The organism is Bacillus sp. A01H (assembly GCF_045277205.1).
Lineage (GTDB): Bacteria > Bacillota > Bacilli > Bacillales > Bacillaceae_G > Bacillus_A > Bacillus_A paranthracis.
The window spans coordinates 986,872-1,012,189 of sequence record NZ_CP117702.1 but is presented as its reverse complement, the minus strand read 5'-3'; the positions used below and the strand labels follow the sequence as shown (position 1 = coordinate 1,012,189).

The following is a 25,318-nucleotide window of genomic DNA, read 5'->3' as shown; positions in this document are numbered from 1 at the left end:
AAATGTATTTCGAAAAAGTGAGGAGAGTCCTTTGGTATTTAGTAGTTCGATTTTCTTGTTTATCTTTTTACCTCTCGTATTATTTCTCTATTTTATAGTGCGTGCCGAGCTACGTAATTTCGTATTACTTGCATTTAGTTTAATTTTCTATGCATGGGGCGAACCACGTTTCGTTCTTTTAATGCTCTTTTCCATCGTATTAAACTACTGCTTCGGCCTACTCGTGCATCATTATGATAAACGAAAAAATATGAAAGTCACATTTTTAATTATGGCTGTAGTCGGAAATATACTATTACTTTCTTATTTTAAGTATATTTCATTTTTCACAGACATTTTAAACAACATATTGCACTTATCTATTCATGTGGAACCTATTCCACTACCAATTGGAATTTCATTTTATACATTCCAAGCGATGTCCTATGTCATCGATATATACCGTAAAGATGGGGATGTTCAAAAAAATCCACTTAACTTAGCGCTATATATCTCTATTTTCCCTCAGCTTATTGCCGGACCAATTGTTCGTTACAATATCGTCGCTGAGCAAATTAAAACGCGCATCCATTCTTTTGAACGATTCACAGAAGGTATTCAAATTTTCGTTCTCGGACTAGCAAAAAAGATATTAATCGCTAACCAAGTTGGATTTGTCGCTGATAAAATCTTTGCCTTACCACCATCTGAAATGAGTGTTGGAACGGCATGGATTGGTATTATCGCCTATACCCTGCAAATTTATTTCGATTTCTCAGGGTACTCTGATATGGCAATCGGACTTGGAAAAATGTTCGGCTTTGATTTCCCGAAAAACTTCAACTATCCGTACATCTCTAAATCTATTTCAGAGTTTTGGAGAAGATGGCATATTACACTCGGCTCTTGGTTCCGCGATTACATATATATCCCGCTCGGCGGAAACCGCGTTTCAAAACTAGCGAATTATCGTAACCTTTTCATCGTATGGGGGTTAACTGGTTTATGGCACGGGGCGAGCTGGACATTTATCGCCTGGGGCTTATATTACGGCTTTATTATTTCAATTGAAAAAGCTGGATTCGAAAAAATATTAAACAAACTATGGAAGCCGCTGCAACATGCATACGTATTACTAATCGTTATGATCGGTTGGGTGTTCTTCCGAGCTGACAACTTCGCTTACTCTTTCCAATATTTAAAAGCGATGTTCGGCATAGGTGGCCAATCTTTCATCGATGACAATACGATGTTATACGTACATGAATACATTATCGTATTTCTCATTGCCTTTATCGCAGCGACACCAATTTTAAAACGAATGAAAAACATACTAGAACTTGCGCCAAAAACGTATATGTTCACAATGCAATTTGTACGTCCTATATTATTACTAACATTATTTATGATTTCGGTTATGTACTTGATTAACTCAACATATAATCCATTTATTTATTTCAGGTTTTAACTGATGTAGGAAGGAAACGTTATTATGAAAAAATTGGGGAACCTCATCCTGTTTATCGGTTTTATCACCATTATCTTTTCATTTGGCATATTATCGTTACTCAAAACAGACCGAGACATTTCACCAGTTGAAAATCGGCCGCTCGCTCAAAAACCAGCACTTACGAAAGAAGCTCTCCTAACTGGTAGCTTCTTTAAAGATTTCGAAACATACACTAATGATCAACTAATTGGACGAGATGAGCTTATTAAAAACTATACGATTGCTCAAATTAATATGGGCAAATCTCTCATTAACGACATTATTTTAACTGATGATAAATGGCTCCTGAAAAACCCGGCGTGGACAAAAAAATATAATGAAATTGACCAATCCATGCCTGCTATAAACGATTTGTCTCAGTTTTTAAAAGAACAAAACGTTGAGTTTTACTTTGCTTTACCACCGTCAAAAACGAATGCATTATCATTTAAATTACCTTCTCATATTCACACATATGCACAGGAAAATTTAAATTACTTTCTAAAGAAGCTTCCAGCAGACGTAAAGCCAATAAAACTGATGGAACACTTTAAACAGAACTATACAAACGAAGAAATACAAGACATGTATTTCAAAACAGATCATCATTGGAATATGGACGGTGCCTTCTTAGGTTACCAATATATAATGAACACAATTGGGCAACAATCTTCTATATATAAAGGAAAAGAAATAAAAAAAGAAGACTACACTCGGACATGTGCGCAAAATAAACATTTAGTTGGAAGTTTTAACAACCAACTATACCAACTCATCGATGCCAATGGTGAAAAATTATGCTACTACACACCGAAAGACGGTTTCAACTTCACAAGCGTAACCGCAAAAGATGTGCAAGGTACTATTCACCAAAACTTAGATGAAATATACGGCGTAGAAAAACAAAAAGATACAACATCATACGCAGGTTATTACACAGATGACTATCCAGAAATCGTCATCGAAAATAACAATGCACAAAATGAAGTACGCGCCCTAGTCCTAAAAGACTCATTCGCAAACGCAATCGTGCCACACTTAGCACAAAGTTTCAAACACACATCTATCCTCGACCTGCGTCACTATCACGAAAAAGATGTATATCAATACATTCAAGACAACAACATTAACATGGTATTGTTCGTGTATAGTGATTCGAATTTGAGTGGGGATATGTTTAAGTTTAAGAAATAGAAAGAAGGCTCTTGTAAATTTACAAGAGCCTTCTTTCTATTAAAAAATCAGCGGGGATGAATCCCCACTGATTTTTTACTTTATCTATAATCGACTTATAGATTTGGATTGTTAAGAACGTTCACTTGTACTGCTTGTGAACCAATTTCACTTGTTACAACATTCTTATCGCCTAATACTTTGAATACTAATGTACCTTTGTCAGTGTACTTAGTAGTTAAAGCATCATAAATATCTGCTTTAAAGTTGTTGAATACTGAATCACTTGATGCTGTTACTGTTACATCGCCAAGTTTTTGGTCAAAGATGTCATAATGAGCATTACCATTTGTATCAAGGTAAAGAGTTCCTTTATCTTTGCCAGACTTCACAACACGTACTTTATGTTGTGTTTCTTTTGTTAAGTTAATACCTTTTACGATATCATCAAGGTTACTCTTCTCAAGTTCTAATACAGTACCGATGTTAATTTTCTTCTCAACGAAGTTTTCTGTTTGAACTGGTTTGAAGTCTACAGATTTAATAGCGATTTTCTCTTGAACGATTTCTAATGTCGCTTTACCAGCAGTTGCACCATTTTTCGTTAAGTGGATATCAACTTTACCTGGTTTTAAACCTTTAACAACAACTTTATTTCCAACAATTTCAGCTGTAGCTACTGCTGGATTTTTAGACTCAACTTCATAACCTTCTAAGTTTTCAGGATCAGAATATACGCGATCTGAAGTGTACTTAGATAATTGATACTCAACTGTGTTAGCCACATTTAAGTCAAGTTTTGAATCAGGTGATTCACCGTATTTACCTACTTTAGATACAAGTTCGAAGTTTTTGAATGCAACGTTACCTTCTGTTACGTTCACATATAATGAACCTAAAGTTTCACCGTTAGCATTTTGGAAGTGAACTGTACCTTCGCCTACTTCATTACCTGTAACACCAATTGTTTTTGTACCGATTGAGCCAGCATCAGTTGTTGTTACATCTAATTTTTTCACTACGCCAGTTTTTGGAAGAACCTCTTTAATTGCAGCTGTGTTAGCACCAAATGGATCGCCATATTGGTCAGTTGTTACGAAAGTAACAGGTAACTCTTTATTTTGAACAACTTGTAATTTATCTGGATTAGCTTTTACTGATTTTAACGTACGAGAACCAGTCGTTACTTTGAATTTAACGTCTTTTGTAACGTCGCCTACTTTAATAGTAAGTGTAGCTTCACCAGCAGCTTCAGCTGTAATGTAGTTGTTTACTACAGAGATAATACCGCTGTTTGAAGATTTAATGCTAATTGAGTTTGGATCAACTACTTTATCTTCTCCAGCGATTGTAGCAACTACGTTATGGATTTGTGCTTTTTCACCAACCACTAACGTTTGGCTGTTTAGTTTGAAGTCTTTTCCAGTCAATGTATTACCGTATACTACACCGTTTTTATCTGCATCTACCGCAAATACAGTACTCTTAATTGCAGAAGCTGGTGTATCAAGGTTTTTCACTGAAATAATACCAGTGTTAGAAACAGTTAAACCACCGCGTTTTGTAACTTGAACCTCTACTTTGTAATCACCGTGAGAAAGGCCAACACCAAGTTTACCTGTAGAAGAAGTTGACTTTCCACCCTCAAAAATGTTTGCTGGTGAACCGTCTAAGTTATTTGCTACAAATTTGACGTCATGGTTTGCTAAGTTTAAGTACTCAACATCAGCGTTACCTTTTTCGTCGTTTAATTTGAAGACAATTGCTTGACCAGCACGATCATCATCAAATGTAAGTTTTTCTACAGCTAATTTTTTCACTTCGTATACGAATTTCGCTACGAATGATTGATTTTTAACTTTAATGCTTAAGTCTTTATTAGGAGCTACTTTGCCACCAAGTGTTACTACAGCAGAAGTACCATCAGCACTTGCTTCAATCGCAACAGCTTTATCTCCTTCAAGAGTTACATCATCAGCAGAAAGTTTATCTAAACCAGTACCTGTTAATGTTAATTTCGCTGGTTCAGAAATTTTCACATCTGTTACATATGCTTGTGCATTATCTTTTTTACCATACTTTTTATCTGTTAATGCGATAAATTGAGCTGCTTCTGCACGAGTTACAGTTTTATTTGGCTCCCATTTCGTACCAGTACCTACAGAGATTCCAAGGTTAATTAGGATGTTTGCTTTTTCTTCACCCCAATGTTTTCTTAAATCATCAAATGTTGTAACTAACTCGCCATTAACTTTATCTTTTAAGTTATAAGCACTTACTAACATAGAAGCAAATGAAGCACGGTCAATCTTTCCTTCTGGATAGAAGTTTTCTTTGCCGTCACCTTTAACGATACCAGCTTTTTCAACTGCTGCGATATATTTAGCAGCCCATGTATTTTTAGCATCTTTGAAAGAAGGTTGAGCATTTTCATCAACTGGTAAATTTAAAATTTTAGTGAAGATTACAGCTGCAGAAGCACGATCGATTGATTCGGTTGGACCATATGTACCATCTGGCTTACCTACAATTGCACCTTTATCTACTAAGTAGTTAATAGATTCTTCTGCCCAATGTCCAGCTGGAACGTCTGGGAATGATTTACCTGCTGCTGCTACTGGAGATACAACACCTGCTACCATTGCTGCTGTCATTGTACCTGCGATTACTTTTTTGTAAGAGTTAGTCTTTGCCATTTTATAAATTTCCTCCTTCAGGAATATGCTACTAGTTTCACATCATATTAAATTTGAAAACTAGCTAGTTAGAAAAGCCATAAAACAATAAAAACATAAACAAAAACACTATAATGAAAAGTAGTTCACATAAAAAATGATACAAACCGTTAGATGTAAATATAAGGTTTAAATACCATTTTCTGAAACAAGTTCATCATACTATACAAAACCATTCGTTATCAAGAACTTTCTCAAAAGAAAATTCGACACATTCTGATAATTCTGTCTTTTTATCGTACTATTAAGATATCAATAATACTTAAATATAGAAATGAATAAACTGTTTTCCTATAAACCACTCTCAATGCGCTTCGTATATTTTTCATATCGAATACACAATTGGAATTATAGCACATATTTCCACTTCAGCATCTAAATATTTTTTACAATAAATACAATTTTCAGACTACATTCGACTGAAACTATTTCATTTCGACATTATTTTCTTCTTTTCGAATGTTTTTTTAACAGAAAAAGGTGTTAATTTACAAAAATTTACATATCAATGAGGTATTCTTCTATTTTTGAAAGCGCTTTTGATTTGTTTCTCAATATAGCTAACTACTAATCTGCAAAATATGATTTATTTTGCAGAGCTCATTTTATATAAAAAAAGAGCCCACATGTTGTGGGCTCTTTCTATTGAAATAAATTTCAATTAGCGAGTTACTGTTACTGGTTTGAAAGCAACAAGTTTGTTATTTTCTGTGTCAACTGTATTTAAAGTTGCATTATCTTTAAGTTCTTTAGCTTTAAGAGTTAATGTACCAGTTGCAAAGTTAACATTCTCTGCAGTTTCTAACTTAAGTACTACTTCTTTAGAAGCAGTTTCTTTTGCTGCTTTAGCAGAGTCTGCCGCTACCGTAAATGGCACACCATTTAAGTCAAATACAAGATCAGTTGCATCAACTTTTACAGCTTCAGAGAATGTAAGAGTTACTTCTTTTTTCTCTACATTTGTAACTTTAGCTGATTTAAATTCAGGAGCTTTTGTATCTTTAACTTCTAATAATAGGTTTGTTGTACCCATTTTCACACCAGATGCATTTGCAACATTAGCTACTGTAAATTTCACTGTTTCTGATTTTTCGAAAGTGAATGTTTTTGGTAATTCGATTGTAGCAGTATCACCAGATAAAGTGATTAGTGTACCTTCTGGTAATTTAGCTCCTGCTAATGTGTAGTTGTTTACGTTAGCAGCTGATTCTGCACCTTGGCCACCTTTTACTACTTTATCAAATTTCACTGTAATAGTATTTTCAGCCTTATTGAATGCTTTTTCTGTTACCTTTGGAGCTACTTTATCAACTACTACTACTTCTTCTTTGTTTTTCTCAATTTTTACATCTGCAGTAAATGCTGCTGAATTATTACCAGCTGTATCTTGAATAAATCCTTTTGAAGCAGAAACTTTATAGTTACCTGCAGCTGGGAATGTTACAGTGATACCTTTTTTATTATCTTTCGCAGCTTCTACAGTCACTTTTGTTGTTACATCTTCGCTTGTATCTTGATTAATGATACGAACAACTGATTTATCAAATTTAGCTGTGTCAACATTTACTTCTTTATCAAATGTAAATGTAGCCTTTTGATCTTTTTCTGCTACAACTTTTACGAAGTTAGGAGCTACAACATCTTTTGTAACTTTTACTTCTTTAGATACTTTTTGACCTACGTTGTTAGCTAAATCTTTGTAAGCAGTAAATTCAACTGTAAGGTTTACAGATGTTTCTTTTTCTGTAAGAGCAGCTGGCACTGTTACAAGTGCTTTTGTTTGATCGTCAGTAAGTGCGATTTCCGTGTTAGGTAGTACTTTTCCATCTTTCTTAACTACTACTTTACCTTGACCATCTTTAATAAGCTCTTCTGAGAATGTTACTTCTAAAGTAGCTTTTCCACCAACAAGTTCTTTCACTTTAATATCTTTAACTTCTGGAGCTGTAACATCTTTTTCTACTTTGTACGTAGCTTTACCTTCGTACATTTCCATTTTGTTACCAGCTAAATCTGTAGCGCCAGTCACGATTACGTTAAATGCTTCGCCATTTTTAACTACATCTTCAACTTGAGCTTTTGTTAATGTAACTGCATTGCCAGCAGGCGTAGCTTTGATTTGTTTACCGTTAATTACAACAGTAACTTCATCTCCACTTAATTTTTCACTGAATACAACTTTAACATTTCCATCTGGAGTAGATACTGTAGATACAGTTGGAGCTACTTCATCGTTAAAGAAGATTACTTCTAATGCTTTTGGAATGTCTTTTCCATCTACAGATTTAACATCTTTAACATGTGCAACATAAGCTTGTTTATTTACAAGTGCATTTTTTAATGTAATAGTTGCTGATTTTTTATCTTTGCTTAACTCAACTTTTTCAATTTCAAGTTCTTTTGAACCTTCTACTACTGAGAAGTTAGCAGACTTATTTTCTTTTAACTCGGCTAAATCTTTAACTTCAGTACCGAATTTAACTTCGATTTCTTTAGCATTTACTGCTTTAATAGACTCAACTTTAGCTTCTTCTTTTTGTCCGAACTGCTTGTCAGTTTTAGCAATAAATTGAGCTGCTTCTGCTTTCGTTACAGATTTATTTGGCTCCCATTTGTCGCCAGTACCTACAGAGATTCCTAATTTAACTAGGATGTTAGCTTTATCTTTACCCCAGCTATCTTTTAAATCATCGAATTTAGTTTCTAAAGGACCGTTTACTTTAGTATCTAATTTATAAGCTTCTACAAGAAGAGATGCCATAGAAACGCGGTCGATTTTTCCGTCTGGATCGAATGTGCCGTCGCCTTTACCTTGAACAACGCCAGCTTTTTCAACTGCTGCGATGATTGCAGAAGCCCAGTGGTTTTGAGAATCAGCGTAAGATGGTTTAGCACCTTTTTCGATTGGTAAGTTTAAAATTTTAGCCATCATTGTAGCTGCTTCTGCACGAGTGATTTCACGATCAGGAGCGAATGTACCATCGTCGTTACCTGCGATAGCGCCTTTTTCTACTAGGTAGTAAACTGATTCTTTAGACCAGTGACCATCTACGTCTGGGAATGTTTTACCTGCTGCTGCTACTGGAGATACAACACCTGCTACCATTGCTGCTGTCATTGTACCTGCGATTACTTTTTTGTAAGAGTTAGTCTTTGCCATTTTATATATTTCCTCCTTAGGAATGTAATACTAGTTACATAATGTTTTAAATAGATATTCTATTTATTTTTAAAACTAGTAGATATAAATGTGGTTAAAGTATTCTTTGTACAGAATAATAGAATATCCCGTATTAAAGATATCATAAAGAAATCATACACTCTTTTCATCTAATTTAAAACCTTAAATTCGACAAAAAAGTGAATTTTCACAATTCGAAACGATCGTTTTTTCGACTTTTGTTTTAAAGAATCCGGATTGCAAAATCTGAATATTTTAAATGAATAGAAAAACGCGTCTGAATTACATTTATAACAATCTTCTTATAACCATTTACAACTATAACAGAAGAACGTTTCCAATTTCAATATTTAACTATAAAGATATTACGACATTAATCGACAACTTATTTTTCTATGATTCGACATTTTTATTACCATCAGATTTTCCAAAATTACCATACCTATTTTTTTATCATTTACTAAATAAAACGTTAAATACCAACATTCAATATATATTAATGTTAGGATTTTTAAACATACATCTTATCTCTCAAACTTCTTTCTTTATGAGCATACATTTACAATCACTTGCGTAATTCGACATTTTTCTACAAATTTATTTTTTCTTTCGACATTTTCTTTTTCAAAAAATAAAAAAGAGGATGTCCTCTTAAATTAAGATCCCATTCCTCTTTTTTTGAACTCTTTTGAATTCAAGTCACTTATGATGTATCGAGACGCTGTTGAAATTTGCTCTCGTAATTCTTCTACTCTTTGTTCCAATGTTTCTTGTACATATTCTTTTTGTTCTAATTGCTTCGTTGCGACATTATACAAAGTTTCAGACGTCCAATCACCATCTACGTTTCCGATAATCGGCTGATTTACTTGTTGTAAAAATGAATCGATCTTTGGATCATATGAAATACCGACCATAGGAATATTAGCAACCGCAGATAGTATGAGTGCATGCAGTCTCATACCGATTAGAAGCGAACATTCCGACAAAATTGAAATTTTCTCATGAATATCGAGCTTATACGGAAGCATATGAGCTTCTTCTCCCATTAAATTAATAATATCGCGTGATGCATTTTGATCAAATGGTCCATGCATTGGTACGAATAAAATATGGTATCCATCACGCTTAAATTTTTTCAGCGTATCTGCTAGCTTCTTCATATAATCTTCTTTCGCGTCCCAATACCTCACACTAACTGCAATTACTTTCCCTTGAATCGCATGTTTTTGCAACCACTCCGACTTCATTCCTTCTGGTTGACATGCCAATACTGGATCTGGAACTAGTTCGATATCCTTCTTAATACCAATTTCTTTTAAATACAAAAATGAATCTTCATCACGAACTGATATATATTCCGCTTTTGATACTTGCCATTTCACTAATAAACGATTTTGTCTTTTCGTAATTGGACCAATTCCTTGCGCATAAATATAATACGGCTTCTTCAAAAAACGAGCAATTCGCATAATACCCGTATAGTACAAAATACTTTTAATACTCGTTTTATCTTGAAGGAGGCTTCCTCCTCCGCTAATTAAGCCATTACTTCTCTTTATTTCCTTATAAATTGCTCTTATATCCCAGCGATTTACTGCCTCTACACCGTACATTTTTCTTGTATAGTCGGGGTCATTCGAAAGTACAACAAGCTCAAGAGTAGGATCCTCTTCATGTAACGCTTTAATAATTGATTGCAAAATTGCTTCGTCCCCAACATTATAAAAACCATAATATCCTGATAAAACTAACCGCACTCTTAATCTCCTCCAACATTTCGCAATCAACTTTTTGTCATTCAACAAATCGCTATCAACTCTTTAATAAGAAAAGTTGGATAACTTTAAATTGATTTCTTTCCCAAACATATAAATAGCCATACTCATTTATGGATAAATTTACTTACGTAAAAATGGAATTTGCTTTTTGGATATCCAGTTCAACTTTAATGCGCATATGCCATATATAAACAAGGCCATACAAAACGCTACACCGCTATATATTATTGCAATAAGTCTAGAATCTACCACATTTATGAACGTAGATGTGAAATATAATCCTATACCTACTATACTCGATACTCCAATTACAGCAAAAAATCTACCCATTCGAATCGAATAAGCCAATTCTTTTCGAATGTATATATAATTTACGATACAAATCATGATATATATGATAAGTGTACTATAAGCCGCACCAGTTATGCCAAATTGACTTACAAGTACTATATTTAATATGACTTTTACAAAACTCGCTCCAACAACTATCCACGCCGCTTGCTTAGAACGGTTAATTCCTTGCAAAATTCCTATTGATAATACCATAAGTGATGTGAAATACGAACTACCAATTAAAACAGCTAACATTCCGCTCCCTTTCGCATCTGTAAACAATCCAACATTTAACGGGACTGCAAGTGCCATGAGCCAGATTGTTATCGGCGTTGTTAAAACATGGGCAAGCTCATTTGTTCGTTCAATTGTTTGTTTTGCTAACGCTACATCCTTCTTTGTTAATGCAGCCGTTAACAACGGGATTAACGGAAATACCATCGCACTTGCAAACACGACAATTAATTGTGTAAACGCAAATCCACGACTATATATACCAAATTGTTCTTGAATCGTTGTAGTGGATTCATGCAACATATGTGGAATCGTTACAGAATCAACTAAATTTAACACCGGCATCGATAATGCTCCAACTGCAATTGGAATCGAGACCTGAAGTATCTTTTTTGCATTATCTTTAAAATCTTGTAGTGAATATGTATTACTTTTATAACGATATATACTTTTTACATACTTCATTCTCAAATAGATAAGTGACGTAATTACTCCAAGGCAAGAACCAATCATTGCGCCGCCTGTTACAACATCACTCTCTTTATTCCAATATACAAATAAAAATGCAATTGCTAACATAAAGAAAACACGAATGAACTGCTCAATTACTTGTGACACCCCGGTAGGAATCATATCTCCAAAACCTTGGAAATATCCTCGATATACCGCCATATATGGTGCGATTAATAACGCAAACGAAGTTACGATTAATGGAAGTCTTGTATCTTGTCCACCAAGCATATTTGCAAACATACTTGATCCAATCATAATAACTGAAAATCCAAGCACTCCAAATATTACTCCAATAATAGATGCTGAAGTAAATAGTTTGGCAATTCCGTTCTCGTCATTCTTCTCATGAAGTTCAGCGATTAATTTTGATATAGCTAGCGGTACTCCCGCTACTGATAAAGTTAAAGCTATCATATACACAGGAAAAACAAGGCGAAAAATCCCCAGTACTTCATCTCCTGCTATATTTTGTAATGGGATTTGAAAAAAACTTCCCAACACTTTCGATAGAAACGTTGTAATCGTTAAAATCGCAGCGCCTTTCACAAACTTATTATTCATCTTCTAGCTCTTTTCTTTCAATATATAATTTCCATACATATTACAACATAAAACGAGATAGCTATATTCTTCTCTTTTTTGAAAAATTTCACTTTATCTCATTTAGCTATCATACCAAATTTCTTATACATTGAATACTCTCTTTCTTTCTATGTTTTAAATATAGTATGTACACTAACGCCTTATTTATATCCAGTTATTTCTTCAATTTACTACTTCTACTTATTCGGGATAAACATGTGCTATAATGTAGCTATTGTCAGTAAGAGGAGTGTTTACAACATGCTGAATTCGGTAAAAAAGCTGTTAGGAGATTCTCAGAAGAGAAAACTAAAAAAGTATGAACAACTTGTTCAAGAAATTAATAATCTGGAAGAAAAACTATCTGATTTATCTGATGAAGAATTGCGTCATAAAACGATCACATTTAAAAACATGCTTCGTGACGGAAAAACAGTGGATGATATAAAAGTTGAAGCGTTCGCTGTTGTACGTGAAGCAGCAAAACGTGTACTTGGATTACGTCACTACGATGTACAGTTAATTGGTGGCCTTGTACTATTAGAAGGTAATATTGCAGAGATGCCAACTGGTGAAGGAAAAACATTAGTTTCTTCTCTTCCAACATACGTACGTGCTCTTGAAGGAAAAGGCGTTCACGTTATTACTGTAAACGACTATTTAGCAAAACGAGATAAAGAATTAATTGGCCAAGTTCATGAATTTCTAGGTTTAAAGGTTGGATTAAATATTCCTCAAATCGATCCTGCCGAAAAGAAACTTGCTTACGAAGCTGATATTACATACGGTATTGGAACAGAATTTGGCTTTGACTATCTACGTGATAATATGGCTGCTTCAAAAGATGAGCAGGTGCAACGTCCTTATCATTTTGCTATTATCGATGAGATTGATAGCGTTTTAATTGATGAAGCGAAGACGCCTCTTATTATCGCCGGTAAAAAATCAAGCAGCTCTGATTTACACTATTTATGTGCAAAAGTTATTAAATCATTCCAAGATACTCTTCATTACACATACGATGCAGAAACGAAATCTGCTAGTTTTACAGAAGACGGTATTACAAAAATAGAAGATTTATTTGATATCGATAACCTATATGATTTAGAGCATCAAACTTTATATCATTATATGATTCAAGCATTACGAGCTCATGTCGCTTTCCAATGTGATGTTGACTATATTGTACACGATGAAAAAATTCTACTTGTAGATATTTTCACGGGCCGCGTTATGGATGGTCGCTCTTTAAGTGATGGTTTACACCAAGCTCTTGAAGCAAAAGAAGGCTTAGAAATCACAGAAGAAAATCAAACACAAGCATCCATTACAATTCAAAACTTCTTCCGTATGTATCCAGCACTATCTGGTATGACAGGTACAGCAAAAACGGAAGAAAAAGAATTTAACCGTGTATATAACATGGAAGTTATGCCGATTCCGACAAATCGTCCAATCATTCGTGAAGACAAAAAAGACGTCGTATACGTAACAGCCGATGCAAAATATAAAGCTGTACGTGAAGATGTTCTAAAGCACAATAAACAAGGACGCCCGATTTTAATTGGGACAATGTCTATTTTACAATCAGAAACCGTTGCCCGTTACTTAGATGAAGCAAATATTACATATCAATTATTAAATGCAAAAAGCGCAGAACAAGAAGCTGATTTAATCGCAACTGCTGGACAAAAAGGGCAAATTACAATTGCGACGAATATGGCCGGACGAGGTACTGATATTTTACTAGGTGAGGGTGTTCACGAACTTGGTGGATTACATGTAATCGGGACAGAACGCCATGAATCGCGACGCGTTGACAATCAGCTAAAAGGTCGTGCTGGTCGCCAAGGTGACCCAGGTAGCTCTCAATTCTTCCTTTCTTTAGAAGATGAAATGCTAAAACGTTTCGCACAAGAAGAAGTCGAGAAATTAATGAAATCACTGAAAACAGATGAAACAGGACTTATTCTAACTTCTAAAGTCCATGATTTTGTAAACCGTACACAATTAATTTGTGAAGGTAGCCATTTCTCCATGCGTGAGTACAATTTAAAGTTAGACGATGTAATAAATGACCAACGTAACGTTATTTATAAATTACGTAATAACTTATTACAAGAAGATACAAATATGATTGAAATTATTATTCCAATGATTAATCATGCTGTAGAAGCCATTTCTAAGCAATATCTTGTAGAAGGTATGCTTCCAGAAGAATGGGATTTTGCTAGTTTAACAGCAAGTCTAAACGAAATTTTATCAGTAGAAAATATTCCATCATTATCAGCAAATAATGTACATTCACCGGAAGATTTACAATCCGTTTTGAAAGAAACATTATCTCTTTATAAAGAGCGCGTAAATGAGCTAGATAGCCATACTGATTTACAACAGTCGCTACGATATGTTGCCCTTCATTTCCTAGATCAGAACTGGGTCAATCACTTAGATGCAATGACCCACTTAAAAGAAGGCATCGGACTAAGACAATATCAACAAGAAGACCCTACTCGTCTTTATCAAAAAGAAGCTTTAGATATCTTTTTATACACATATGGTAATTTTGAAAAAGAAATGTGCCGCTATGTTGCAAGACATTTAGGTGTTCCTGAAAACGTACAATAACGAGGTGAAAGATTATGTTATCATTCCTAAAAAAAGCTAAGAAAAACGGAAAAGATACGACTGTCTCTAGTAATCAACTATTCGGACAAGAAAGCACAAATACTGAAAATAAAACTGTAAAACCAACGCTTTACTTCCACCCTAGCTGGGGTGCAGTAGGACAAGAACAAAAATACATTTATCAATTTTTACATAAAGAACTACCACGTTTAGAAGAATATCAAATTTCTTTATCTGGAATTGAGATTGAAAAGCGTGATAACGGTTATGACGTAGCTGTATTTATTCGTAGCACTGTTCCGAAACCAATTTCTTTCGAAGAAGTTACATTAATTCTTCTAAATAAAGAGAAAAAATTATGCGCGCGAAAAACATTCAACCTTTCTGCATTAGGAGATATTCCTGCAAATGTAAATATGCCGTTTATCTTTACATTTGAGCAAGAAACAATTACAGATGCTGAATTATCGCGAACGGATTGGGAATTAGCGTTCGAACTTGAAAGTACGCATGTATTAGATTTAGATCCATCTTGGGAAGCTCAGTTACCTGAAGCAAGCAAAGAAGCTTTACGTAATTTCGTAGACAATTTAACCCCTCCAAATGATGGTGAAATTAACTTCCTAGGTCTGCAAGCTGCACGAAAAGAAAACGGCGATTTACATACAACGCTTCTTATTCGTAACGGTTGTAAAGACAACATTCAACTAGAGCAACTTCCTCTTCATATTGAAGATGCCACAGGTGCAGTTGTTGTTAAAGGCGCTTTCACATTACCGAACCTTGAAATTAAAGCGAACACTACAAAACCGTGGTCATTTGTCTTCCCTGCTTCATCTATATTAAAAGAAGATATGGACCTATCTTCTTGGAAGGCACTTGTACCACAAGACTAATCATAGAGAGGCTCGCCTCTCTTACTTTTTTTCATACAAAAAGCCTGCTCAAAAAGATGGTCATCACACCTCTTTGGACAGGCTTTTTCTTTATGTAAAATTTATTTCGTTACGAATAAACGTTCAATATGATATTCAGCTTCTAATTTGCACATTTCATCTGCATGCTTTACTTTATTTCTTTTTAATTGCTCCACTTGTTCTTCGCTCGGTTTTTCATTAATAAGCTCGTTAATTTTTTCATTTACTTTCATTGCTAACGCTTGATGGAAATCTGGATGTCCTTTCAACTCGTCATCTACTTTATTGATCCAAGTTGATTTTGTGTATAAATACTGTTTCCACTGTTCAACAAATTGTTGCATATCAAACTTTTCTTCGTTCCATTCAATTTCTTTCATATACTTCTCAAAAGAAACAACAATTGAGCGTGTAATCCCAATCTTCACTCCGTGTGGTAACTGTTTGTACATCAATTATTCCCTCCAGCTTAAAGCTCTTCCTTCTGACAAAAAAGGAATCTCAAAATTCATATACATTACTATAATATCACATACCTAATCTAGAATGTTACTATACTGCTAAGAGGAATAAATGTCAACAGACGCATAACATCTTTATATACAGATGTTACAAACAACAAAAACACCCTTATATAAGGGTGTTTCTTCATATAGTTTCCGTTTTTACAAATAGTAATTTATCTTTCTGCTCATTACTCGCCATCACTACTAACGTCTTTTTAATATGAGCAGGTACTTGCTCTAGCGTTACACTCAATCCTGATTTATCCGACTGCTCAATGAAATTCAATAACGCCATAGCTCCTGATACATCCATATAGCGTGCATCTTTCATACGTAAAACAACCGGAGATTTTACGTCTTGTAAAGCATAAAAAACACGATCCACTGTTAAAAACGAAAGTGGGCCTTTAATTTTATATGTCGCTTCTTTTTCTTTTACAATAGAAGATTTACGTTCTTTACATTTCACCATGTATATAATGAAGGAAAGAAGAATTCCGAAGCCAACAGCGATCATTAAATCAAACTTCACTGTGACAATCATCGTTACGAGCATAACAACGACATCACCCTTTGGCGCTACATGCATTTTCTTCATGCTTTCCCAATCAAACATGCCAATACCAGTTAAAATTAAAATACCTGATAATACAGCAAGCGGAATGTATTGCACGACTGATCCAAGTCCCATAATGAAAATAAATAATATAACACTATGCATACTTGCTGAAAGCGCCGTTTTACCGCCACTTCTTATATTAACGATAGATCGTACAGTCGCACCTGCCCCTGCTAATCCGCCAAACAATCCGCTCATCATATTACCGATACCTTGTCCGACAAGTTCTTTATTACTTTTATGACGTGTCCCCGTCACGTTATCCATTACGACCGATGTTAACAACGAGTCAATCGATCCTAATAAAGCAATACTAAGCGCTGGTAAAACAAGTTCTGCTACGCCTGTTCCACTTAAAGATGGAATATGAAGCGTTGGCATCGCTTCTGGAATCGTCCCAATCTTTTCAATCACCATATTTAATGACAAATTTCCGATAACCGGTAACCTCACTGTAAGCCCTTCTAACGCAGAAGAAAATAAAGGAAGCATAGCTGTCACACCTACTAATGCGACTAAACTAGATGGGATTGCCTTAATCCACTTTCCTGAAACAATCATGACAATAATCGTTAATACGACGAGTAGAAAACTATTTTGCACATGCTTCAGTTCACCTAAAATAATAATTAATGCGATTCCGTTCATAAATCCTGAAACGACAGGATACGGAATGTAACGAACGTACGAGCCAAGCTTACATACACCGAATAAAATTTGAAATAGTCCCGCCATCATAAATGCTATAAAACTCGCCTCTAATCCGTGCGTCGCAATAACCCCTGTTGCGATAACCGTAATTGGTCCAGTTGGCCCTGTAACCTGCCCAGGTGTACCACCAAATAACGCCGCAAATAAACCTGCAAAAATTGCACCATACAATCCGACTAGTGCTCCCTCAGATGTTCCCGTTGCAGCAATACCAAATGCAATGGCAAGTGGCAACGCAACAATTGCAACAGTAAAACCAGCTAAACATTCCTTTGCTATTTTTTGAAACATATAAATAACCACCTTCACATTAAGTCCACGTTCCATTGTACACCTAAAAAGATACATTCGTTAGTCCACTTTTTACAGTATCGTGACGTAAACGCATTCAATTATAAGTACCTATCGCATCTTTGGAAACCATTATAACTATGCTATAATGGATAAATTAAATCTTTTATTATATATTTGGAGGCACTATGCTAACTTTTGAAGAAAAATTATCAATTATTGAATCTTTCCCAGAATTAGAAAGAAAAAACGTATCATTAAAACGCGTGAACTTTCACTTTGAAGAAAGTCGTTTAGATAAAAAGAACGTTGTTTACCACTTACATCCAAATGGAAACGGCTTTGTATATGCAAGTGGCATTAAAGGTTACAAAACGGATGATAAAGGTATGGTTAACATCCGCGAATTTTCAGCAGATGAATTACGCTCAGTAATCGAGCAATCAATTGAATTACTTTCACAAGAAGAAGTAGTAATTCCTGCAGAACCTGCGAAAGAAGAAGAATGGCAGAACGAAGACGGTCATATCCTTACTCTTATCTCAGAGGACGATATGTGGAACGTGTACGCTGGTGTAAATTTAGACGGTACATTTAACTCTTATCCAGAAGCTGCGGAATACCTTGATGAAGAAGGGTTTTCACGTAAATAATATAAAAAGCGGAGACTTATCGTCTCCGCTTTTTTCTATCCATCTGTTTCCGAACTAAAAACATAAGTACCTTATTTATACTCTGACGTTCATTATTTTTTTGAGCGTCTAAACACCCTCGCTCCTAAAATTAATGCGAGCATACCTGCAAGGATAGAAGTAGATTCAGTTGCTGTTCCACCTGTTTGAGGAAGTAATTTTGATTGCTTATCACTTTCTTTACTAGATGGTACTTCTAATTCACCTTGAGCATCAGATTTGTTTGAAACTTCTTGTTGCTCTTTTACTTCTCGTTTTTCTAGTACATTCAGATCTTCTGCCGTTTCTTCTTTATTTTTTTCTTCCTCTAGATTCTCCCAAGTTTCCGGTTTTTCTGTTACCTCTGGCTTCTCTAACACATTTGGCTCTTCTGTCACCTTTGGTTCTTCCGGTTTTATTAAATCTTCTATTTCTTCGGTTGTTTCTTCTGTTGTTCCTTCTTTATTTTCTTCTTCCTCTAGATTTACCCAGATTTCCGGCTTTTCTTTTACCTCTGGCTTCTCTAACACATTCGGCTCTTCCGTTACCTTTGGCTCTTCCGGTTTTTCTAAGTCTTCTAGTTCTTCTGTTGTTTCTTCCGTTGTTCCTTCTTTATTTTCTACTTCCTCTAGGTTTACCCAGATCTCCGGCTTTTCTTTTACCTCTGGCTTCTCTAACACATTCGGCTCTTCCGTTACCTTTGGCTCTTCCGGTTTTTCTAAGTCTTCTAGTTCTTCTGTTGTTTCTTCCGTTGTTCCTTCTTTATTTTCTACTTCCTCTAGGTTTACCCAGATCTCCGGCTTCTCTTTTACCTCTGGCTTCTCTAGCACATTCGGCTCTTCCGTTACCTTTGGTTCTTCCGGTTTTTCTAAGTCTTCCATTTCTTCTGTTGTTTCTTCTTTATTTTCTTCTTCCACTGGTTTTACCCAGATCTCCGGTTTTTCTGTTACCTCTGGCTTCTCTAGCACATTCGGCTCTTCCGTTACCTTTGGTTCTTCCGGTTTTTCTAACTCTTTCAAGTCTTCTGTTGTTTCTTCTTCAACTTCTTCTTCAATCGGTTTCACCCAGATTTCCGGCTTTTCTTTTACCTCTGGCTTCTCTAGCACATTCGGCTCTTCTGTTACCTTTGGTTCTTCCGGTTTTTCTAAGTCTTCTAGTTCTTCTGTTGTTCCTTCTTTATTTTCTTCTTCCTCTAGGTTTACCCAGATTTCCGGCTTTTCTTTTACCTCTGGCTTCTCTAGCACATTCGGCTCTTCCGTTACCTTTGGTTCTTCCGGTTTTATTAAATCTTCTATTTCTTCGGTTGTTTCTTCTGTTGTTCCTTCTTTATTTTCTTCTTCCTCTAGGTTTACCCAGATTTCCGGCTTTTCTTTTACCTCTGGCTTCTCTAGCACATTCGGCTCTTCCGTTACCTTTGGTTCTTCCGGTTTTTCTAACTCTTTCAAGTCTTCTGTTGTTTCTTCTTTATTTTCTTCCTCAATCGGTTTTACCCAGATTTCCGGCTTTTCTTTTACCTCTGGTTTTTCTAGCACATTCGGCTCTTCCGTTACCTTTGGTTCTTCCGGTTTTTCTAACTCTTTCAAGTCTTCTGTTGTTTCTTCTTTATTTTCTTCCTCAATCGGTTTTACCCAGATTTCCGGCTTTTCTTTTACCTCTGGTTTTTCTAGCACATTCGGCTCTTCCGTTACCTTTGGTTCTTCCGGTTTTTCTAACTCTTTCAAGTCTTCTGTTGTTTCTTCTTTATTTTCTTCTTCCACTGGTTTTACCCAGATCTCCGGCTTTTCTTTTACCTCTGGTTTTTCTAATACATTCGGCTCTTCTGTTACCTTTGGTTCTTCCGGTTTTTCTAAGTCTTCTAGTTCTTCTGTTGTTTCTTCTTTATTTTCTTCTTCCACTGGTTTTACCCAGATCTCCGGCTTTTCTTTTACCTCTGGTTTCTCTAACACATTCGGCTCTTCCGTTACCTTTGGCTCTTCCGGTTTTTCTAAGTCTTCTAGTTCTTCTGTTGTTTCTTCTTTATTTTCTTCTTCCACTGGTTTTACCCAGATCTCCGGTTTTTCTGTTACCTCTGGCTTCTCTAGCACATTTGGCTCTTCTGTTACCTTTGGTTCTTCCGGTTTTTCTAACTCTTTCAAGTCTTCTGTTGTTTCTTCTTTATTTTCTTCTTCCACTGGTTTTACCCAGATCTCCGGCTTTTCTTTTACCTCTGGTTTCTCTAACACATTCGGCTCTTCCGTTACCTTTGGCTCTTCCGGTTTTTCTAAGTCTTCTAGTTCTTCTGTTGTTTCTTCTTTATTTTCTTCTTCCTCTGGTTTCACCCAGATCTCCGGCTTTTCTTTTACCTCTGGTTTCTCTAGCACATTCGGCTCTTCCGTTACCTTTGGTTCTTCCGGTTTTTCTAACTCTTTCAAGTCTTCTGTTGTTTCTTCTTCAACTTCTTCTTCCACTGGTTTTACCCAGATCTCCGGTTTTTCTGTTACCTCTGGTTTTTCTAATACATTCGGCTCTTCCGTTACCTTTGACTCTTCCGGTTTTTCTAAGTCTTCTAGTTCCTCTGTTGTTTCTTCTTTATTTTCTTCTTCCACTGGTTTTACCCAGATCTCCGGTTTTTCTGTTACCTCTGGCTTCTCTAGCACATTTGGCTCTTCTGTTACCTTTGGCTCTTCCGGTTTTTCTAAGTCTTCTAGTTCCTCTGTTGTTTCTTCTTTATTTTCTTCTTCCACTGGTTTTACCCAGATCTCCGGTTTTTCTGTTACCTCTGGCTTCTCTAGCACATTTGGCTCTTCTGTTACCTTTGGTTCTTCCGGTTTTTCTAAGTCTTCTAGTTCTTCTGTTGTTTCTTCTTCAACTTCTTCTTCCTCTGGTTTTACCCAGATTTCCGGTCTTTCTGTTACCTCTGGCTTCTCTAGCACATTTGGCTCTTCTGTCACCTTTGGCTCTTCCGGTTTTTCTAACTCTTTCAGATCTTCTGTTGTTTCTTCTTTATTTTGCTCTTCTACTTCTATTGCTTCCTGTATCTTTATATTTGTAATATCATATCCGTTCACTTTCGACTGATATCCTGATACTGGTTGTTCTTTCACTTCATACTTATAAGCTTTTCCCTCATTATCAAATGCTCGTAACTTTCCAAACTCATAGTTCCAGCCATTGGCAGCAGTAACTTCTTTCGTTGCAATAACTTTACCATCTTGCAGTAAGTCCACTTTAATTGTTTCCGGGCGATCATTCACTTTGTCGCCTTCCCACTTTTTCGTTCCTATAACAGATGTAGTTTTTAACTTATTTGGGATCATAAGTTTTATTCCGTTTACATCATCCTTCTTAATTGTGAAAGGAATTTTTGCTTTCGGATCAAACTCTACGTACTTCGGGGCATTAATTTCTTGCACATAGTAATTACCAGGAGTAAGATTTGAGGCTTCCACTATTCCTTCTTTATTTGTTGTATAAGAATCACCAATTTTCTGTCCTGACTCTGTATACAATTCAAAAGAAACACCTGGGATAACTTTCCCTTCGTTTCCTTCAATATGCTTAACAATTTGCAGCGTTCCTTTTGCAGGTAAATCGCCTTCAGCTTCGCCGCCAAATGATATATTTTCAACCTTTGCGCTATTAGATTCAGAAGTAGGCTTTTCATTTAAAATTTGATAATCAAGTTTATAGTCATTTTGTAGAAACTTTAACTTCTTCCCACTTTCAGTTATCGTAGATTTGTAAGCAACGGTAAATGAAGTAGCATTCCCCATATGTTTATAAATGACAACTTCAAACGAGTTATCACCCGTAAAATTTATATATCCATAGCCTCGCTGTTGAAATTGCTCAAGAGACAAATATTCTTTATTATTAATAGTTACAGTAAAACTATCTTTTTTAAGTAATTGCCCCTCTTGTAAAGTATCTTTCAAAACGATGTTGTTGTGTAAATATTGTTTCTTTAAATTAAAATTTAAAAACCAACGTACTTCATCACTGTTGTTTGGTTGAATATCACCAACTTTATAGAAAAAGATTCCCGGTTCGTTACCTTCACTTTTCGGATGAGTAATGCTAACCGATTGTTTTTCTAAATCTGTCCCTAAGTTTGTTTGTATATCTTTCGTTTTTCCTGCTTCTACATTCATAGCTTGGACAGTGAAATTGAAACTCCCGCGAATATTTTCGCGTTCCTCTACCGTCTCATTAAATGTACAAACTACACTATTTGCATTAATCTGGCACGTACCGAAAACACGTCCTGACTCATCCTTTAATGTAATCGTACCACTAAATCCTATTAATTCTGGCGGTAGCGCTAACGTTAATGTATCCCCTGCCTTCATTTCTTTGCCGGGTTTTTCGCTAAAGTTTACATGTATGCTAGTCTTTTCCCCATAAGTTAATTTTGTTTTTTCGATTGTAAAACTATCGACTATTCCCGATGTTCTTAATTCTTGAGCATGTCCTATAATAGGTGTGAAAACCTGTCCTATTATAACGGTGAAAATAAAACAAATTACAGAAATTCTCTTTAAATATGTACTCATAACGCCTCCAATATTAATCATTAAATTTTTAATCGTGAGATCGATTCCACTCAAAATACCCCTTAAAAATAAGGGGGATACGAATTAAAGATTATTTGTAGCATCAAACCATCGTTAGTGATACGACATAAAATAGCAAACAATACAATTCATTAACTATATTATTCATTTCTACTTTTTTTGGGCAGCCAACAATAAATATTATTCCTAATAAAAATACATTACAAGACTGTTTATTTACATATTAATTTGTTATTATATTTATAATACCAAAATATACTTAATGACCATTTCAGTCATACGGTCATCTGATGATTGGCTTTCTTTATCTTTCAGCGATGATTCTTCTCTCATAACTTTATTCTACTCTTACTGAAATTATTATCTCAAAATCTATAAAATCCACATGAATAAATCAAAAAAACCTTATCTAAAGCGATATATATATACATTCGTAAGCAAAATAAAATGCTACGAAAAATATTTTTATATAATAATAAGAGAACGTTTAAATAAAAGATACATACTACTTTTTTAATCATTTTAAAAAAATAAAGCTATCTTTTCTTATTAAAAAAGATAGCTTTATCTGTATAGACAACCGTTCTACCGCTTACTTTTTCGCGCCTTTCAACGACTCTCTCAGCACAAATTTTTGTAATTTCCCACTTGCATTACGAGGAAGTTCATCCACAAATAAATAATGACGTGGACGTTTATAATCTGCTAATTCATCACTTTCTTTACAATACGTTTCTAAATCAGCCTCTGTAATTGTTTCATCTTTCTTCACAACAACTGCCACAACACGTTCTCCCCATAATTCATCCGGCTCACCAAGCACCGCAACATCTAATATACCAGGATGACTATGGAGAAAATCTTCAATTTCACGTGGATAAATATTAACGCCGCCACTAATCACCATATCATCCACGCGATCTGCGACGAATAAATAGCCGTCTTTATCGAAGTAACCTAAATCACCAGAGTGATACCACCCTTTATACATCGATTTTACATTTGCCTCTTCTCGGTTATGATAACCAGCCATCATAGTTGGACCGCGCAAAATAATCTCTCCTACTTCATAAGGAGGCAATACATCATCTGGTTCTGCCGGTGCATCTTCGTTTGGTTTTACAATTCGAATTTCATGACTAAAGCATGGCGTGCCTGCTGAACCTGCTTTCGTAATTTGATCTTCTTCTACGAGAAACGCAACAACTGGTCCCATTTCTGTCATTCCGTATATTTGAACAAGATCAATATAAAGACGTTCTTTACATTCCTTCACTAATGCTGGCGCCATTGCAGCCCCGCCGTATATACCGATCTTCATTGACGTTAAATCATACTGCGTTAAATCTTTTTGCAACAGCATATTCCACATCGTCGGTGCTGCAAAGAATGTCGTAATCTTCTCTTCTTGAATTGTATGTAATACTGTTTCCGTATCAAAATGATGTAAAATAACATTCTTTCCGCCAACTTGAATACGCGGGATAATTCCAGCATTCAGCTCACCGCAATGATATAAAGGTGCAACGACAAGTCCGACACTATCTCGATTATATTTTAGGAAATACGTACAAATCATACTATGCTCAGCCATTTCACGATGGCGATGTAATACACCTTTCGGATGACCAGTCGTACCGCTCGTATACAGCATCGAACAATAATCCATTTCATTAATTTCGATATCTATTTTCTTAGAAGATGCTGCGTTCACTTTTTCATGGTAAGAACTTGCATAAGAAGGTGTATCGTCTTCTACATACCAAAAAGACGAATTCGGAAAATCTCGTTCAATGATAGCGACAGTTGGCTCAACTGCTTTTTCAAAAACAACGACTTTCGAGGATGCATCCTGAAGAATATAAGATACTTCTTTTGCTTTTAAGCGGAAATTAATTGGGTTAAAGATCGCTCCAATTTTTGCACAGGCTAAGTAAACGTTTACAAATTCACGGCAATTATATAAGTAAACAGATACCGTATCGCCCTTTCTTACCCCTTCTTCTAATAGAGCATGCGCCGTTTTATTTATTTGCTCATTCCACTGTTTATACGTCCAGCGAATATTTTTTTCTGGTTCCACTAACGCCTCTTTATTCGGATACTTACCAACAGATAAATCAAATATTCTCCCTATCGTCATGTACATGCCAACAATTTCCCCCTTTTCTCTTTCATAAATCTATCATTTCGTCCATAAGTAGACATTGTCCTTTAATGATTCGTCTAATTTTTCTGATTATTATCGACATAGTTTTACAAACAGTTCCGCTTTTGGGGGTAAGTGAAATTATATCGGCGATTTTCCGGATATATCGGCGCAACTTGAATTATATCGGCGATTTTCCAGATATATCGACTTACCGACAAAAACTGACAAGATAAAAAAGAAGCCGTCCCGACTCGGAACAGCTCCTTTCTT

General features: G+C 35.4%; 13 protein-coding genes. 5 read left to right on the top strand and 8 right to left on the bottom strand.

Translation table 11 applies throughout. The features are described 5' to 3' along the window. The first annotated feature begins 31 nt into the window (after window positions 1-31). Window positions 32-1,447 carry an MBOAT family protein gene (locus PSR14_RS05310; RefSeq protein ID WP_000232139.1) on the top strand — a complete coding sequence of 472 codons (1,416 nt, stop codon included), beginning with the start codon at window positions 32-34 and terminating at the stop codon, window positions 1,445-1,447. Window positions 1,448-1,471: 24 nt separating this feature from the next. Continuing rightward, window positions 1,472-2,662, top strand: coding sequence for a secondary cell wall polysaccharide O-acetyltransferase PatB1 (gene patB1, locus PSR14_RS05305; protein ID WP_000733026.1), 1,191 nt, complete (start codon window positions 1,472-1,474; stop codon window positions 2,660-2,662). A gap of 95 nt (window positions 2,663-2,757) precedes the next feature. On the opposite strand, the gene PSR14_RS05300 is transcribed toward patB1, so the two are convergent. From PSR14_RS05300 to PSR14_RS05285, 4 genes are all read right to left on the bottom strand, one after another. Next, window positions 2,758-5,337, bottom strand: a complete 2,580-nt coding sequence (locus PSR14_RS05300) for an S-layer homology domain-containing protein (RefSeq protein WP_001140724.1) — start codon at window positions 5,335-5,337, stop codon at window positions 2,758-2,760. Window positions 5,338-6,037: 700 nt separating this feature from the next. Further along, window positions 6,038-8,536, bottom strand: coding sequence for an S-layer homology domain-containing protein (locus tag PSR14_RS05295; protein ID WP_098487387.1), 2,499 nt, complete (start codon window positions 8,534-8,536; stop codon window positions 6,038-6,040). Window positions 8,537-9,213: 677 nt separating this feature from the next. After that, window positions 9,214-10,317, bottom strand: coding sequence for a polysaccharide pyruvyl transferase CsaB (gene csaB, locus PSR14_RS05290; protein WP_001241608.1), 1,104 nt, complete (start codon window positions 10,315-10,317; stop codon window positions 9,214-9,216). Between the two features lie 141 nt (window positions 10,318-10,458). Further along, entirely contained in the window at window positions 10,459-11,979 is a 1,521-nt protein-coding gene (locus PSR14_RS05285; RefSeq protein ID WP_098487388.1) for a polysaccharide biosynthesis protein, read from the bottom strand. 282 nt (window positions 11,980-12,261) lie between these two features. On the opposite strand from PSR14_RS05285, the gene secA2 reads away from it, so the two are divergent. Then, on the top strand, window positions 12,262-14,628 hold the full coding sequence (secA2, locus tag PSR14_RS05280) for an accessory Sec system translocase SecA2 (RefSeq protein ID WP_098487389.1): 2,367 nt from the start codon (window positions 12,262-12,264) through the stop codon (window positions 14,626-14,628). A 14-nt stretch (window positions 14,629-14,642) separates the two neighbouring features. Continuing rightward, the gene (locus tag PSR14_RS05275) at window positions 14,643-15,524 is read left to right on the top strand and encodes an accessory Sec system S-layer assembly protein (protein ID WP_098487390.1); all 882 of its coding nucleotides are present in this window, start codon (window positions 14,643-14,645) and stop codon (window positions 15,522-15,524) included. A gap of 101 nt (window positions 15,525-15,625) precedes the next feature. Here PSR14_RS05275 and PSR14_RS05270 read toward each other — a convergent pair whose 3' ends face one another. Both PSR14_RS05270 and PSR14_RS05265 read right to left on the bottom strand, forming a co-directional pair. After that, window positions 15,626-15,997, bottom strand: coding sequence for a hypothetical protein (locus PSR14_RS05270; RefSeq protein ID WP_000278023.1), 372 nt, complete (start codon window positions 15,995-15,997; stop codon window positions 15,626-15,628). 196 nt (window positions 15,998-16,193) lie between these two features. Beyond that, window positions 16,194-17,708: a SulP family inorganic anion transporter gene (locus tag PSR14_RS05265; RefSeq protein WP_179886022.1), complete on the bottom strand. Its 1,515-nt coding sequence runs from the start codon at window positions 17,706-17,708 to the stop codon at window positions 16,194-16,196. A 152-nt stretch (window positions 17,709-17,860) separates the two neighbouring features. Here PSR14_RS05265 and PSR14_RS05260 point away from each other — a divergent pair, with 152 nt between their 5' ends. Beyond that, window positions 17,861-18,325, top strand: a complete 465-nt coding sequence (locus tag PSR14_RS05260; RefSeq protein WP_000955016.1) for a hypothetical protein — start codon at window positions 17,861-17,863, stop codon at window positions 18,323-18,325. 92 nt (window positions 18,326-18,417) lie between these two features. On the opposite strand, the gene PSR14_RS05255 is transcribed toward PSR14_RS05260, so the two are convergent. Together PSR14_RS05255 and PSR14_RS05250 are read right to left on the bottom strand one after the other, a co-directional pair. Then, on the bottom strand, window positions 18,418-22,875 hold the full coding sequence (locus PSR14_RS05255; protein ID WP_406644164.1) for a Cna B-type domain-containing protein: 4,458 nt from the start codon (window positions 22,873-22,875) through the stop codon (window positions 18,418-18,420). 613 nt (window positions 22,876-23,488) lie between these two features. Beyond that, window positions 23,489-25,045 (bottom strand): fatty acid--CoA ligase, encoded by a 1,557-nt coding sequence (locus PSR14_RS05250; protein ID WP_000282004.1) that lies wholly within the window; start codon window positions 25,043-25,045, stop codon window positions 23,489-23,491. Window positions 25,046-25,318: the final 273 nt, after the last annotated feature.

Coding starts and splice junctions, on each gene's coding strand:
- PSR14_RS05250 (WP_000282004.1), bottom strand. CDS start 25,045: ATGTACATGACGATAGGGAGAATATTTGATTTATCTGTTGGTAAGTAT.
- secA2 (WP_098487389.1), top strand. CDS start 12,262: ATGCTGAATTCGGTAAAAAAGCTGTTAGGAGATTCTCAGAAGAGAAAA.
- PSR14_RS05255 (WP_406644164.1), bottom strand. CDS start 22,875: ATGAGTACATATTTAAAGAGAATTTCTGTAATTTGTTTTATTTTCACC.
- PSR14_RS05260 (WP_000955016.1), top strand. CDS start 17,861: ATGCTAACTTTTGAAGAAAAATTATCAATTATTGAATCTTTCCCAGAA.
- PSR14_RS05270 (WP_000278023.1), bottom strand. CDS start 15,997: ATGTACAAACAGTTACCACACGGAGTGAAGATTGGGATTACACGCTCA.
- PSR14_RS05300 (WP_001140724.1), bottom strand. CDS start 5,337: ATGGCAAAGACTAACTCTTACAAAAAAGTAATCGCAGGTACAATGACA.
- PSR14_RS05285 (WP_098487388.1), bottom strand. CDS start 11,979: ATGAATAATAAGTTTGTGAAAGGCGCTGCGATTTTAACGATTACAACG.
- PSR14_RS05265 (WP_179886022.1), bottom strand. CDS start 17,708: ATGGAACGTGGACTTAATGTGAAGGTGGTTATTTATATGTTTCAAAAA.
- patB1 (WP_000733026.1), top strand. CDS start 1,472: ATGAAAAAATTGGGGAACCTCATCCTGTTTATCGGTTTTATCACCATT.
- PSR14_RS05275 (WP_098487390.1), top strand. CDS start 14,643: ATGTTATCATTCCTAAAAAAAGCTAAGAAAAACGGAAAAGATACGACT.
- PSR14_RS05295 (WP_098487387.1), bottom strand. CDS start 8,536: ATGGCAAAGACTAACTCTTACAAAAAAGTAATCGCAGGTACAATGACA.